The organism is Thermogemmatispora tikiterensis (assembly GCF_003268475.1).
Lineage (GTDB): Bacteria > Chloroflexota > Ktedonobacteria > Ktedonobacterales > Ktedonobacteraceae > Thermogemmatispora > Thermogemmatispora tikiterensis.
In genome coordinates this window covers 1,767,814-1,781,806 of sequence record NZ_MCIF01000002.1, presented here as the reverse complement: position 1 = coordinate 1,781,806, position 13,993 = coordinate 1,767,814, and the positions used below count along the sequence as shown (strand labels likewise).

Annotated in this window: 10 protein-coding genes; 6 read left to right on the top strand and 4 right to left on the bottom strand. The window is 59.0% G+C overall.

Translation table 11 applies throughout. The annotated features are described in order from the left end of the window. Positions 1–68: 68 nt before the first annotated feature. Together A4R35_RS07140 and argJ are read right to left on the bottom strand one after the other, a co-directional pair. Positions 69–1,298 (bottom strand): acetylornithine transaminase, encoded by a 1,230-nt coding sequence (locus A4R35_RS07140; protein WP_112427904.1) that lies wholly within the window; start codon positions 1,296–1,298, stop codon positions 69–71. A gap of 65 nt (positions 1,299–1,363) precedes the next feature. Beyond that, positions 1,364–2,575 (bottom strand): bifunctional glutamate N-acetyltransferase/amino-acid acetyltransferase ArgJ, encoded by a 1,212-nt coding sequence (gene argJ, locus A4R35_RS07135; protein ID WP_112427902.1) that lies wholly within the window; start codon positions 2,573–2,575, stop codon positions 1,364–1,366. A 561-nt stretch (positions 2,576–3,136) separates the two neighbouring features. Between argJ and A4R35_RS07125 the strand changes: the two genes are divergently transcribed. After that, positions 3,137–3,772: a class IV adenylate cyclase gene (locus tag A4R35_RS07125; RefSeq protein ID WP_189361453.1), complete on the top strand. Its 636-nt coding sequence runs from the start codon at positions 3,137–3,139 to the stop codon at positions 3,770–3,772. 215 nt (positions 3,773–3,987) lie between these two features. Here the strand turns inward: A4R35_RS07125 and ftsH are convergent, their stop codons facing one another. Together ftsH and A4R35_RS07115 are read right to left on the bottom strand one after the other, a co-directional pair. After that, positions 3,988–6,000 carry an ATP-dependent zinc metalloprotease FtsH gene (gene ftsH / locus A4R35_RS07120; RefSeq protein ID WP_112427896.1) on the bottom strand — a complete coding sequence of 671 codons (2,013 nt, stop codon included), beginning with the start codon at positions 5,998–6,000 and terminating at the stop codon, positions 3,988–3,990. A gap of 358 nt (positions 6,001–6,358) precedes the next feature. Continuing rightward, positions 6,359–6,835: an acyl-CoA thioesterase gene (locus tag A4R35_RS07115; RefSeq protein WP_112427894.1), complete on the bottom strand. Its 477-nt coding sequence runs from the start codon at positions 6,833–6,835 to the stop codon at positions 6,359–6,361. A gap of 430 nt (positions 6,836–7,265) precedes the next feature. On the opposite strand from A4R35_RS07115, the gene A4R35_RS07110 reads away from it, so the two are divergent. From A4R35_RS07110 to A4R35_RS07090, 5 genes are all read left to right on the top strand, one after another. Continuing rightward, positions 7,266–8,318, top strand: coding sequence for a LacI family DNA-binding transcriptional regulator (locus tag A4R35_RS07110; protein WP_189361450.1), 1,053 nt, complete (start codon positions 7,266–7,268; stop codon positions 8,316–8,318). A gap of 462 nt (positions 8,319–8,780) precedes the next feature. After that, positions 8,781–10,106 carry a substrate-binding domain-containing protein gene (locus A4R35_RS07105; RefSeq protein WP_112427890.1) on the top strand — a complete coding sequence of 442 codons (1,326 nt, stop codon included), beginning with the start codon at positions 8,781–8,783 and terminating at the stop codon, positions 10,104–10,106. Positions 10,107–10,376: 270 nt separating this feature from the next. Beyond that, positions 10,377–11,303, top strand: a complete 927-nt coding sequence (locus A4R35_RS07100) for a carbohydrate ABC transporter permease (RefSeq protein WP_112427888.1) — start codon at positions 10,377–10,379, stop codon at positions 11,301–11,303. Between the two features lie 125 nt (positions 11,304–11,428). Then, positions 11,429–12,346, top strand: a complete 918-nt coding sequence (locus A4R35_RS07095) for a carbohydrate ABC transporter permease (protein ID WP_112434066.1) — start codon at positions 11,429–11,431, stop codon at positions 12,344–12,346. 202 nt (positions 12,347–12,548) lie between these two features. Then, the gene (locus tag A4R35_RS07090) at positions 12,549–13,934 is read left to right on the top strand and encodes a glycoside hydrolase family 5 protein (RefSeq protein ID WP_223258241.1); all 1,386 of its coding nucleotides are present in this window, start codon (positions 12,549–12,551) and stop codon (positions 13,932–13,934) included. The last annotated feature ends 59 nt before the right edge of the window (positions 13,935–13,993 follow it).

Below are 13,993 nucleotides of genomic sequence, written 5' to 3'. Positions count from 1 at the left end.
CCGGCGCGCTTCATGCCGGTGGCCGGTGAGGCTGCTGGCTGCGAGCAAAGGAGACGCAGTCAGGACAATCAGGACTGCGCGGCAACTCCGCGCTGAAGAGACACATCCTCGAGGGCGCGATCGAGGCGTTGGGCGGCCTCATCGATATCGGCTCGTGTTAAGATGAGTGGTGGCACCATACGCAGAGTGGCGTTCCCCAGGTTATTCAGCAGCAGACCATGCTTAAGAGCCTGATCGACGATCGCCGGCGCCAGATCGTATTTAACCTCCACGGCGCGCATCAGGCCGATGCCGCGCGGATTCGCAATAAAATCGTACTTCTGGCAGAGGGCCTGTAGTTTCTCGTGCCAGTACTCGCCCATGCGCGCGGCATTCTCGACCAGGCGCTCCTCCTGGATGGTCTTCAGTGTGGCTAAAGCGGCAGCACAGGCCAGGGGATTCCCCCCGAACGTCGAGCCGTGGTCACCGGGCACGAACAAATCAGTGCGGCGCCCGGTCAGCATGGCACCAATCGGCACGCCGCCGGCCAGGCCCTTAGCCAGCGTAATGATATCGGGCATCACGCCGTAGTGCTCGAAACCAAAGAACTTGCCCGTTCGTCCCATGCCTGCCTGGACCTCGTCGCAGATCATCACCAGATTCTGCTCGTCGCACCAGCGGCGTACACCCTGCAGAAACTCCCTGGTGGCTGGCCAGATCCCGCCCTCACCCTGGACCGACTCCAGCAAGATCCCGACCGTCTTCTCGCTGGTTGCTGCCTTGAGAGCATCGAGATCGTTGAAGGGGACCTGCTTAAAGCCATCTGGCAGGGGCTTCCAGGTCTCCTGATAATGGGCTTGGCCAGTGGCTGCCGTTGTGGCCAGCGTGCGCCCGTGAAAGCTGCGCTCCATGCTAATGATTTCATAGGCGCCGTTGCGATGCAGGCGGCCAAACTTCCGGGCCAGCTTGATAGCTCCCTCATTGGCCTCCGCGCCGCTGTTGCTAAAGAACGAGCGCATCCCGCCGCTGAGCAGAGCCAGCTGCTCGGCCAGCTCGATCTGACGCGTATTGTAGTACAGGTTAGAGACATGGATCAGTTGCGCTGCCTGCTCCTGGACGGCCTGCACCACCGCAGGATGGCAGTGCCCAAGGACATTCACCGCGATCCCAGCTACAAAGTCCAGATACTCGCGTCCCTCTGTATCCCAGACGCGAATGCCCTGGCCACGGATAAACGTTACCGGCTGGCGTTTGAAAGTGGCCTGGTAGTATTTCTGCTCAAGCGCGATCCAGTCGCGTTTCAACATAGGTGTCGTCATCGGTCAAGCTCCTTATTCTGCCGCGGACCTGCTGCTGTTGGCGAGCGAGCGGACGCGCTGGCGAGTTAACGCGTATAGAGTGTATTCTCATCAATATAACCGTGGGTCAGGTCGCAACCCCAGGCTGTGGCCTCTGCCTCTCCCAGGTGCAGATCAATCGTAATGGTTACCTCGCTGGCGGCCATCACGGAGCGGGCCGCCGCTTCATCGTAAGAGGCGGCTCCTCCCTGCTGCACCACCTGGACAGGACCGATAAAAATATCGAAACGATCGGGGTCAAGCGTACAGCCGCTGGCGCCGAGAGCGGCGACAATTCGCCCCCAGTTAGGGTCGCCTCCAGCCAGAGCGCACTGCCAGAGAGGAGAAAGCGTGATGCCGCGGGCCGCCTTGATCGCATCGGCTCGGTCGCGCGCGCCGCGCACGTGGACCGTCATCAGCTTGGTCGCGCCCTCCCCGTCACGGGCGATCTCACGGGCCAGATAGGTGGTCACGCGACGCAGCGCCTCGCGGAAGCGTCCAGCCTCGGGATGGGCCCCATTGAGCGGCGTGTTACCCGCCAGGCCATTGGCAAGGAGCAGACAGGTATCGTTCGTCGACATATCGCCGTCGACAGAGATCATATTGAACGAGTCCGCTACGGCGGCCCGCAGCTCTTCTTGTAACCAGGCTTGCTCGACAGCGACATCAGTTGTCAAATAGCAGAGCATGGTCGCCATATTTGGGTAGATCATCCCGGCGCCCTTGGTTGCTCCACCCAGACGCACGGTGTGGCCCTCGATCTCGAATTCCAGAGCGATGCGCTTGTGGCGTGTATCGGTCGTCAGAATGGCCTCGGCGAAATCGTTGCCGCTGTCGCTACTCAGCTCAATAGCCGTGATGCCCCGCTCAATCTTCTCCATAGGCAATTGCCGGCCAATGATACCCGTCGAAGAGCAGAGCACCAGCTCCTTCGGGATACCTAAGCGAGCGGCGGCCAGCTCGGACATGCGATAGGCATTGCGCAGACCCTGCTCGCCGGTGGCGCAGTTTGCATTGCCGCTGTTGACCACCACCGCCTGAGCCTTACCGCCGCGCAGATACTCCCGGCAGAGCAGCACAGGGGCGGCGGGGGTGCGGCTCGTTGTAAAGGTACCGGCGGCGACGCAAGGGACATCCGAGGCCAGGATCGCCAGGTCTTTGATCGCCGCATCGGATTTGATACCGCAGGCAACAGCTCCTGCGCGGAAGCCGCGCGGAGCAGTGACACAGAGGTCTACCTCACGGAATTGCTCAGTCAATGGTCGTCCCTCCTGATACAGCTAGAGCTGGCGGCTCGGCAGCTTGCTTGTTGCCAGAGTGAGCCGCCGCGCCTTTCCCCGGATAGGTAACGGGGCTGAGGGAGATGCGAAGGACCCTTTCCCTGCTGCTCTTCCCTCTAGCTAGACAACACTCCGCGTTCCCCCAGCAGGGGGAGACGTTCCTGCCCGGTTAATAGTGGTGAAAGAGGATCTTGAGCAAAAAAAGAAAACCGGCGGCAGCCAGACACCGGCTCTGGATAGAGGCCGCGCTTGTCGCACGCTGATCACCGCGGAGGCCAGCCTCCTGGCCGGCTTGCGCGAGGCCAGAGAGGAGCAAGTCGGGCCAGAGCTATCTATCTGGCTGGTGTCAGGCAGGCCAACCTGTGAGGCGCGCGGTGCGTGCCGCACGACCTTTGCTGAATAGTATAGTGCGGGGGGCAATCCTTGTAAAGCCTTGGTCCTGGTGCCGCTATCAGCGCAGTGGCTGGCTCTTATCAGTGAAGTGCTCGTGGCGGTATAATGAAGAACATAGGAGACTCTAGCTGGAAGGATAGCCTGACCGTGCAAAACCTGGAATTAAAAGTCCGCTGTCTCGGTGCCATGACGCTCCAGCAGGTAGAAGCACTGGCCTGCAGCGCCGGAGCGACCTATGTACGCACTGTGAAGCAGCGCGATACTTACTTCTTGGCAACCCATGCTCGCCTTAAGTTACGCGAGTGGTGGCGCGAAGACGAAATTGTGGCCACGGCCAGCGTAGTCGACGTGGCAATGAACAAAACTGCGGGGGAACGAGCGCGGGGTCAGGAAGCAGCCGAGGGAGGCCGTGAAGGCGGTAGAGAGGGAGCGCTCCTTATCTCCTCGCTCCGGCAGGAGCGGGCGGGGACGCGTACCTGCGAGTATTTGGTCTATCCTGTGAGCGAGCCAATCGTTCTCCGGGCCTTGCTTTCGTCGGCTCTGGGAGTCCTGGTAGTCGTTGAGAAGACGCGCCGCTTCTATCGCTATGGGCATACGCGCATCCATCTGGATGAAGTCAAAGATCTTGGTTCCTTTGTCGAACTAGAGACTGTCATCGACGAGAAGATCACACCCGGCGAGGCCAGCGCTGAGCATTCTGCGCTCATCTCGCTGCTAGAGCTGGATCGCCTACCAGTAGTACCCTACTCCTATAGCGATCTGCTCAGCGGGCACTGCGACTGATGTACGAGTCTACTACCTGCGGGTAGCGCAGAGCTACCAGATCCTGGTAGGGCGGAGAGATAAGGTGGCAAGCGCACTGGCCGGTCCAAGCCAGGCCGCAGTGGGGGCGGGCGCACAGGCAAGCTAGCCTGGCCCACCCACCGCTTGCCTGCAGTGCCCAGCCGACAGCCTCGGCCCCACCAGCAAGAGGAGAGCGGCCTGGGCTGTAAGGCTGGTTACGGCTCGCGGTTTCCCTCACCGTGAGATGAGGACTGGAAGCCCGAAGGTAGCGAAGGAAAGAGCGTATCAGGCAGGCGGCTTACGTCATCCCGCTTGCCGTTGAAGCGGGTATCGCGGACGTCTGGCGTGCCAGCGAGGATTGAGGGAGACTCGTACTCATCCTCTTGGATTGGTTGATTGAAGAGCGCTTCGAAGGTTGGCCCCTCCAGAGTCTCTTCCTTAATCAGACGTTCGCTGATCATGATCAGGCGCTTCTTATTCTGAGACAGCACCTGATAGGCCTTGTTGAAAGCCTCCTGGACGATCCGGCGCACCTCCATATCAATCTCGCGCGCCGTTTCCTCACTGTAGTTGCGCTGCTCATTGAAATCGCGACCGAGGAAGACCAGCTCCTCTTTATGGCCGAGGGCCACAGGGCCGATCAGGCTGCTCATGCCGTACTCGGTGACCATCGAGCGGGCGATCTTGGTCACGCGCTCGATGTCGTTAGAGGCGCCAGTCGTCACCTCGCCGAAGATAATCAACTCAGCGACATGGCCACCGAGGGCGTAGGCTAGCATATCCTCGAACTGCGACTTGCTCCACAGATAGCGGTCCTCTGTTGGTAGCAGCATTGTGAAGCCGCCGGCCTGGCCACGAGCCACAATTGAGACCTTATGCACCGGGTCAGTATTGGGCAGCATGCGCGCCACCAGGGCATGCCCGACCTCGTGGTAGGCTGTAATCGCCTTCTCGCGCTCACTAATAATGCGGCTCTTACGCGCTGGCCCTGCTACCACCCGGTCGATGGCCTCCTCCAGCTCCTTCATGCTGATAGTCCGACGGTTGCGTCGAGCAGCCAGAATGGCGGCCTCATTGAGCAGGTTGGCCAGATCTGCCCCAGAGAAGCCTGGAGTCTGGCGAGCAATCGTCTCCAGAGAGACATCTTTCTCCAGCGGCTTGCCGCGAGCGTGGACCTGCAGAATAGCCATGCGACCGCGGATGTCGGGGCGATCGAGCACCACCTGGCGATCGAAGCGACCGGGGCGAAGCAAGGCTGGATCAAGCACGTCCGGTCTGTTGGTGGCCGCAATCACAATCACATTGGTGCTCGAATCAAAGCCATCCATTTCCACCAGAATCTGGTTGAGCGTCTGCTCGCGCTCATCGTGCGAGCCGCCCAGACCAGCGCCGCGCTGGCGCCCCACCGCATCGATCTCATCGACGAAGACAATACAGGGACTGTTACGCTTCGCCTGCTCGAAGAGATCGCGCACCCGGCTCGCCCCCACACCGACGAACATCTCCACGAACTCCGAGCCGCTGATGCTGAAGAATGGCACGCCGGCCTCACCGGCTACGGCCCGAGCGATCAGGGTTTTCCCCGTGCCGGGCGGTCCCACCAGCAGCAGACCCTTGGGAATGCGGGCCCCGAGGGCGGCAAACTTATCAGGATACTTCAGAAACTCGACGATCTCTTGCAGCTCCTGCTTCGCCTCATCCACGCCGGCTACATCGGCGAAGGTCACCGTAGGCTTATTGCCCAGGAACATGCGCGCGCGGCTCTTGCCGAACGAGAGCGCCTGGTTATTGGTGCCCTGAGCCTGGCGTAGCAAGATAATGACGATCACAGCGATCAACACGAAGGGAATGAGGCCCCCGAGGAGATTCAACCACGCACCCAGCGAACTTGGCGCCTCGTACTGCAGGGTCAGCAAGCGATTGTTGGTGTAATCGATGTCATTATCCCGCAGCACGCGGGTAATATCGAACGAATCGTTGATATTAGCGACCTCGCGCTGAGCCGAAGAAGTGGCACCCCGCGTCAAGGTGAGGGTATTCGTTCCGACGTTTAACGTATCCTGAACCCCATTGTGCAAATCCGCCTTCAGATGGCTCAGGAGGGTGGAAACCGTCACTGTTTTAGCGCCGCTCTGGGGGCGGAAGAAGACAACGAGGATCAGGACAATGGCGATTGCCAGTAGCAGCCATAGCAGGCTGTTTCTGAGCCATTTCCCAGTACTTGGCATCAAGGCTCCTCTCTCTATCCTCTCCTGGAAACGGGCAATCTCGTATAGGAATGTAGGAGAGCTGTACTACGTATTACACTGTGTCAATGGAAGACTCATTCGAGGGGTATTATAACATAGTAGGCCCTGAATTCTCCACGGAATTCTGATGTAACGCTGAGTGCACCTAAAAACGTGCTGCGTCCTCTTAAAAAGCGCTGCCAGGCCATGTAAGAGGAATAGATCCCTCGGGATGAGAGGGAGCAGTGAACCCTCAGCAGGGCCGCTATTGTGATAGCTTTTGTTCAAAAAGGATCACTTCAGCCTCTGGACCTGGAGCGAAGGGGAAAGCTCACGCGAGCGAAAAGAAGCTCCCCGTTCACTGGGACTCCTGTTCGTGCGGCAGCGCGGTCGGCGCCCTGCTCTCGCCCTCGGTCAAAGCTCGCAACCAGGCCGGCAATTCATGGGCCTGGCGTGTCGCGCGCTGGGTATAAACATGCACACTCTCCCCGCGCGCCAGCGGCGTCAGAGAGCCATCGGCCTCCATTCGGGCAAAATCGTAACGCACTGTCAGACTCGTTCGTCCCAAACGCACCAGGGCTGTTGTCAGGCGCACGCGCTCATCAAGCGCCGCCGGCTCCCAGAAATCAAGCTGGCAATGGACCACCGGGAAGCCATAGCCCTCAGCGAACAGGGTGTGCAGCGGATGGCCCAGGGTTTTGAGCAGATGAAGAAAGCCACGATCCATCCAGATAGTGTAAGCAGTATAGTGGATGAAAAACGGGTCCATATCAACCAGGGAGACCTCGAATTCCTGTACGGCCTGCGCAAGCGGCCCGCCGTTGCGCTGATCCACGCTCTCTATACCTCCCTCGCAGCAGGTCAAACTATCCAAAGAAGCCGGCTATCCCAGCGAACTGGAATCCTTTCACAGTGACCGGCCCACTAGATCCATCCATACCCTCACTTCTGTCAACCACTGGCCTCGGTCCGGGCTCAGGCTGACCAAGGCGGTAGCCGAAAGCCGATAACCCTGTCTGCGGTCTGCGGCCTTCTATCATGTATGGTAGCATAGCCGACCGGGGCCAGGCGAATCGCAGGACCATCCTGGGCCTTCTGTCTATGATAACGTTATCGGAAAAATGCCGACGGAGCAGCCATATTTTTTTCAGCATTCGGCGCTTTCATCGCAAGAAGCCGAGATAATCAGTTGAAGATCACCCTTGACAGAAGGCTGATTCCCAGGTATGATTCAAGCAACCACTGTCGCGATAAGGTTACCGGTAATGAATACAAAGTCGAGGCAGAGCATGAATCGGCGACGCAGCACCATCGCCGAGATCGCGGCCCGCGCTGGGGTATCGATACCGACGGTCTCCCGCGTCCTGAACAACCGTCCGGATGTGGCTCCGGCTACTCGCGAGCGTGTCGAGCGTGTTATTCGTGAGGCTGGTTATGTGCGCAGCCGGGTAGCGAATGCCCTCAGACGAGGGAGCAGCGGGATCATTGACCTCGTGGTGCCGGATCTGGATAGCCCCTACTATTTCGAGATCATTCGCGGTGTGGAGGAGGTGCTGGAGCGCACCGAGCTGCGGATGGCTCTCTCGACGACACACGACGAGTCACGCCGTGAGCGGCAATGGCTGCGTCAGGTCATTGAGGGCGCGACCGATGGGGCCATTCTGGTGCTCGCGCAGGGCCAGTCAGAGCGCCTCGACGAATTGCGCCGGCATCGTATCCCCTTTGTGGTGGTTGACCATCGCGGCGAGCTGGGACCCGATGTTCCATCAGTGGGCGCTACGAATTGGGCTGGTGGGCGAGCGGCAACTGAGTATCTGCTCTCGTTGGGACATCGCCGCATCGCTATTATCGCCGGCTGGCCTAATCTCCGTTGCAGTCAGGATCGCATTGCCGGCTATCGCGCTGCTCTAGAGGAGGCAGGCTTGCCAATCGATCCGGAGCTGATCCGCCCCGGTGAGTTTCGCCAGCAGACGGGCTACGATCAGACCTGCGCGCTGCTGGCTTTGCCTCAGCCGCCAACGGCGATCTTCGCCGGCAGCGATTTGCAGGCGATGGGAGTCTACGCCGCCCTGCGGGCACATGGCCTGCGCGTGCCCGACGATATCAGTGTGGTCGGCTTTGACGATGTGCCTATCGCAACGATGGTCTCCCCAACGCTGACAACTATCCGCCAACCTCTGGCCGAAATGGGTCGCATGGCGACAACAATGTTGTTGCGTCTGATTGCAGGCGAACCGCTCGATAGCATGCGCATCGAGCTGGCGACTTCCTTGGTTGTGCGCGAATCCTGCGCGCCCCCACCTTCGCCTGATCGCTAGCGCTCGCCAGGGCGCCGATCATCGCAGGGAGGCGTGTGCTCATAGATTACTGGTGGAAAAACACATCAGTATGTATACACGTCTGGCTGTATACATGTAAGGATGGCAGGTCAGATCGGCCTACGCCTTGCAGGCCAAGCCATCAGAGCAGGTGGCGAAGGCAGCCGCAACAGTAGAAGCTGCAGAAAGGAGGCTATTCTCAGCGACGAGCGCCTGATCTATTGCTCTCAAGGCAGCCCTCTGGCGGCCAGCCCCGGTGCCGGCTCGCTTCGGTCTCTCTGTTCTTGTCTGGTCTGGCCCCCGTCCCGGGACGGCGACAGGGGCACGGCAAGCCAGAGGGCTGCCCTGTTCTACCGGCCAAGCAAGGATGTTTTCCGGGTCTGTCCATGTGCAGCACCATGCCACTGTCTGCGTGGGCCTCAATCATGACGGGCGAGCAAAGATGCCAGAGGAGATGGAACTATGCAGCAAAGGAGACTCTCTCGCCGCGACTTTCTCCAGACGACCGGCGCGGTCTCGCTGGCCGCGTTGCTCTCGGGCTGCTTTGGCGTGGGTGGCCAGAGCGGCGGAGGGGGCAGCGCTCAGTCGATTGTGGTCTGGGATATCAGCACTGGCAACGATCAGAAGCTGATCCAGGATATCACGGCGAAGTTTAACCAGACACACCCCTCGATTCACGCCACCGTCCAGTTCTTCCAGAATGACCCCTACAAGCAGAAGCTGCAGGTGGCGATGGGAGCGCACCAGCCCCCTGATATCTTCTTTGGTTGGGGCGGCGGCATCCTCAAATCCTATATCGATGCCGGCGATGTTTATGATCTGACTCCTGATCTCAACGCCGATCCGGCCTGGCGCGATCGCTTCCTGCCTTCCTCGCTGGGCGCTGCTACCTTCAACGGCCACATCTATGGTATCCCCAACGACGGGGTGCAGCCTGTGGTCTTCCTCTATAATAAGGATATCTTCGCGAAGTATAAGCTCTCGATCCCCCAGACCTGGGGCGACCTGCTCAATCTGGTGAAGACAGTGAGGCAACAGGGGCTGCAGCCGATTGCGTTGGGTGGAGCAAGTAAGTGGACCTATTTGATGTATGAGATGTACCTGGTCGACCGCCTTGGCGGTCCACAGGTCTTTGATGCCATCATGGCCAACCAGCCCAATGCCTGGTCAAACCCGGTCATTATCAAGGCCAATACGATGATTCAGGACCTGGTGGCCGCCGGGGCCTTCGGCAGCGGTTTCGCCTCGGTGAGCTATGATACCGGCCAGGCCAGCGCCCTGCTCTATACCGGCAAGGCCGCCATGCACTTGATGGGTACCTGGGACTTCGGCACCATTCTGAACGATGATCCCTCCTTTATCCAGCAGGGCAAGCTCGGCTGGTTCCCATTCCCGGCGGTCGAAGGCGGCATTGGCGATCCCTCCAATCTGACGGGTGTTCCTTGCAATTACTACTCGGTTGCCAAAACGTCGAAGGCCATTCAAGCCTGCGTGACCTATCTCAAGGACGCTGTCCTCAATGATGAGGCAGTCGATCGCCGCATTGCTCTGGGTGAGATTCCTCCAGTCCAGGGCATCGAGAATAAGTTGAGCAGCGCTCCGCATAGTGACTGGCTACTCTTCGTCTATCGCCTGGTGCAGAAGGCTGTCCACTTCCAATTGGCCTGGGATCAGGCTCTGCCACCGCAGCCAGCTCAGGCGCTGTTGGCCAATCTGGACCAGCTCTTCCTGCGCCAGATTTCGCCGCAGCAGTTCTCAGCTAATATGAATCAGACGATCGGTACCTGATGTAGCGCAAGCTAGCTACTGCAGCGGTAGTTGTATCGGGGCAGTGCGGTAGGTAGAGCAGGGTCTACGAGCGGGGAGGGACCCCTGTTCTACCTACCCACTTACTCAGTCACGCCCCTCTCTCGGAAGCTGCAATCCTGACACGTGCAACCAGATTGTTTACTTGAGTACTAAGTGCTGGCCCGCTTCTCCAGACCACTGATCGCTTGCTGGTGAGGCTATGAGATGCTGCTAGCACCCGCTGTTCTCCGCTGAGCTGAGGCTAAAACGATGAGTATGAGTGTGACCGTGCGCGTCGCTCCTATCCGAAGACGGCCCGCCTCCTGGCCGGCACTCCTGTGGACTGCTCCGGCCCTCTGTTTCTACGCCTTATTCGCGCTCTTCCCCCTGTTAGTGGCCGTCTATCTGAGTTTTACGAACTGGAATGGCATCGCCCAGGCGGTTTGGATCGGCCCGGCGAACTGGCTACATTTCTTCTCTGACCCCCTGACGCTGCACGCTATTGGCCTGACTGTGGAAATGATGATCCTGACTTGGGTGCTGCAGACCCCACTGAGTTTACTGCTTGGGGTCTTTATGGCAGGCCAGCAGCGTTATCGCGCTGTCCTGAGCGTCTTCTACTTTCTGCCCTTGCTCTTCTCAACAGTGGCTATCGGGATCACCTGGGTCTCGATCCTTGACCCCAACTTTGGCCTGATCAATGTCGCCTTGCGAGCCCTCGGCCTCTCTTCTTGGGCGCGTGGTTGGCTCGGCGATCCGGGCCTGGCTTTCTATGTAGTGGCTATCGTCATCGCCTGGCAGTTCATTCCCTTCCATTCTCTGCTTTATATGACTGGCGCACGTCAGATCCCCCGTGAGCTGTATGATGTAGCGGAAATCGATGGCGCCGGCAGGCTGCGCAAGTTCTTCGCGATCACGCTGCCGCAATTGAAGTACACCATCATCACTTCTTCGATCTTTATGCTGACCGGCTCGCTGACCTACTTCGACCTGATTTGGGTAATGACCGGCGGCGGGCCTGGCTACGCGACGCGCATTCTGCCGCTGCATATGTATATTACCGCCTTTATGGACGAGCAGGTCGGCTATGGCAGCGTCATTGCTCTGGTGCTGGCCATAAGCGGCATTGCGCTCTCTCTCTTGCTGCTGCGGGTAACCGGCTTCTTGCGCATGTCAAGCCAGCTTGAGGGGCTGTGAGCAGCCTGGTGACGAGAGAAGGAAGGGAGGAAGGAATGGAATGCCGAAGAGAAGGAGGAGAGGCGATGCGGCTGACCCGTGTCCTCTTGAGCGCGTTCTCTTTGGCTGGGGGGCGAAGCCTGCCAATGCAGGCCGAGGTTGCCCCGACAGCTCTCGGTGAGAAGAAACGGGCGGAGAAGCGCACGCCAGAAGAGCGGCTCTCGCGCCAGCGGCGGCCTTTCCGGGCCAGTCGGCTTATCGAGCTGATTCCGGCTTGCTGTGGCTTGCTGTGGTTCGTGGTGGCTTTCTATCCGCTGCTCTACATGTTTATGAGCAGCCTGCGCTCACAGGCCGGCTTCTATCTCGATAATCCCTGGCTGCCGCCATCGCAGCCGACGCTGGAAAACTATATCAGCGTCTGGGAAAATGGCTTCAGCCTCTATCTGCTGAACAGTCTCTTTGTGCTGGTGATCAGCGTGGCTCTGATCCTGCTGATCTCGGTCCCAGCGGCCTACGCGATCGCTCGCATGCGCAGCCGGCTGACGCGGACGATCTTTAACCTGTTCCTGCTGGGCCTGGCGATCCCCTTGCAGGCCGTGATCATTCCGATCTATGCCATCATCAGTAGCATGCACATCTATGATACGCTCTTTGCCCTGATTCTGCCCTATGTAGCCTTCGGGGTACCGTTGTCGGTGCTGGTACTGGTGACCTTCATTCGTGATATCCCTGCCGAGCTACATGAGGCGATGCGCCTGGATGGAGCCAGCCATCTGCAGATTCTCTGGCGGTTGGTCATTCCGCTCTCGCGCCCGGCCTTAATCACGGTGACCATTTACGAGTCGATCCAGGTCTGGAATGGATTCTTGTTCCCTCTGGTCTTGACTCAAAGCCCGGAGGTGCGTGTCTTGCCACTAGCCTTGTGGAGCTTCCAGGGACAGTATGCTGCCGACGTGCCAGCCATTATGGCGGCGGTCTTCCTCTCGGCAGTGCCAATGCTCTTACTCTATATCTTCGGTCGACGGCAGCTGTTAACGGGCTTGTTGGCCGGTTTCAGCCGCTGAGAGGGCCGATAGACAAAGGAGCGGAGACCGCAAGGTTGCGTTGCCGCTCCTGTGGAGCTGGTGTGATACTGGCTGCCATCTCGCTCACCGACATCGCTGTGGTCATGTCAGGGTGCAAGGCAAGGGGAGGCTACTGAGATAGACAGGCAGCTAGTACAACCCGGCTCGCCACCACCATGAGAATAGAACGAGAAAGGATAGCATGACATCGGGTATGCTCACTACGCAGGGGTCACAGATTGTCAACACTGAGGGCCAGCCCGTGATCTTGCGCGGCGTTGGCCTGGGTGGCTGGATGAACATGGAAAACTTCATTACCGGCTATCCGGCCAACGAGGAAGCGCAGCGTGAAGCCTTATACAAGGTGCTCGGCCCCGAGAAATATCGCTTCTTCTTCGATCGCTTCCTGGAGTACTTCTTTGGTCCGGATGACGCGCGCTTCCTCGCTTCGCTCGGGCTGAATCTCGTACGCATTCCGATCAACTATCGTCACTTTGAGTCAGATATGGAACCCTTTGTCATCAAAGAAGAGGGTTTCCGGCATCTGGACCGCGTCGTCAATCTCTGTGCGGAGCAGGGGATTTATACCATTCTCGATCTGCACGCTCTGCCGGGTTACCAAAACCAGGACTGGCATAGCGACAATCCAACGCATAAGGCACTGTTCTGGAAGCATCGCCATTTCCAGGACCGGGCGGTCCATCTCTGGCAGGCCCTTGCCGGCCACTATCGTGACCATCCCTGGGTGGCGGGCTACAATCCAATGAATGAGCCTGGTGATCCCACGGGCGAGCTGATTGAGCCGTTCTATCGCCGTCTTTACGAGGCCATTCGGGCGGTCGATCCTCACCATATCATCTTTTTCGATGGGAACCGCTATTCGCAAGATTTTCACATGTTCCATCAGGTCTGGCCCAATACGGTTTTTACGGCGCATGACTACGCCGAGCCTGGCTTCATCCACGGCGGCCCTTATCCAGGCTATACCGATGGCCAATACTTTGATGCCAGCGTCATTGAGGAGGTCTTTCTGAAGCGCACAGCTTTCATGCGCGAGAAGGGCAGCCCGATCTGGATCGGCGAGTTCGGTCCAGTCTATCGTGGCGAGCCGGAGGCTGATGCCATGCGCTATCAGTTGCTGCGCGATCAGCTGGAGATCTACCGACGCTATGGAGCGAGCTGGTCCATCTGGACCTATAAGGACATCGGTCTCCAGGGCCTGGTCTATACTGCCCCCGATTCTCCCTGGAACGAGCTGCTGCGCCCCTTCCTGGAGAAGAAGGCTCGTCTCGGCGTCGATACCTGGGGGACGCTGGATACTCACATCCGCCATATTATGCAACCTCTGGAGGAGATCTTTGCGCGTGAGTTCCCTGACTATGCTCCTTTCCCATTTGGGGCGAGCTGGCTGATTCGTCGGCTGGTGCGTCACATTCTGCTGGCGGAGCCGCTGCTGGAGGAGTTCGCCGCACTCTTTGCTGGTCTAAACGAGGCCGAGCTTGATCGCTTGCTGCAGTCGTTCCGCTTTGAACAGTGTATCCAGCGTGAGCCACTCAATGATATTCTCAGGGAGTATGCTTGTCGCTAAACAAGAAGGAGAAGCGCCGGTGGCCGCTGCTCGCTAAGCAGATTTCTTCCCTCTGAGCA

What these genes read in the sequence shown, in the direction of transcription:
- A4R35_RS07140 (WP_112427904.1), bottom strand. Translation starts at nt 1,298, where the DNA reads ATGACGACACCTATGTTGAAACGCGACTGGATCGCGCTTGAGCAGAAA.
- A4R35_RS07095 (WP_112434066.1), top strand. Translation starts at nt 11,429, where the DNA reads ATGCAGGCCGAGGTTGCCCCGACAGCTCTCGGTGAGAAGAAACGGGCG.
- A4R35_RS07100 (WP_112427888.1), top strand. Translation starts at nt 10,377, where the DNA reads ATGAGTATGAGTGTGACCGTGCGCGTCGCTCCTATCCGAAGACGGCCC.
- A4R35_RS07090 (WP_223258241.1), top strand. Translation starts at nt 12,549, where the DNA reads ATGACATCGGGTATGCTCACTACGCAGGGGTCACAGATTGTCAACACT.
- ftsH (WP_112427896.1), bottom strand. Translation starts at nt 6,000, where the DNA reads ATGCCAAGTACTGGGAAATGGCTCAGAAACAGCCTGCTATGGCTGCTA.
- A4R35_RS07105 (WP_112427890.1), top strand. Translation starts at nt 8,781, where the DNA reads ATGCAGCAAAGGAGACTCTCTCGCCGCGACTTTCTCCAGACGACCGGC.
- A4R35_RS07110 (WP_189361450.1), top strand. Translation starts at nt 7,266, where the DNA reads ATGAATACAAAGTCGAGGCAGAGCATGAATCGGCGACGCAGCACCATC.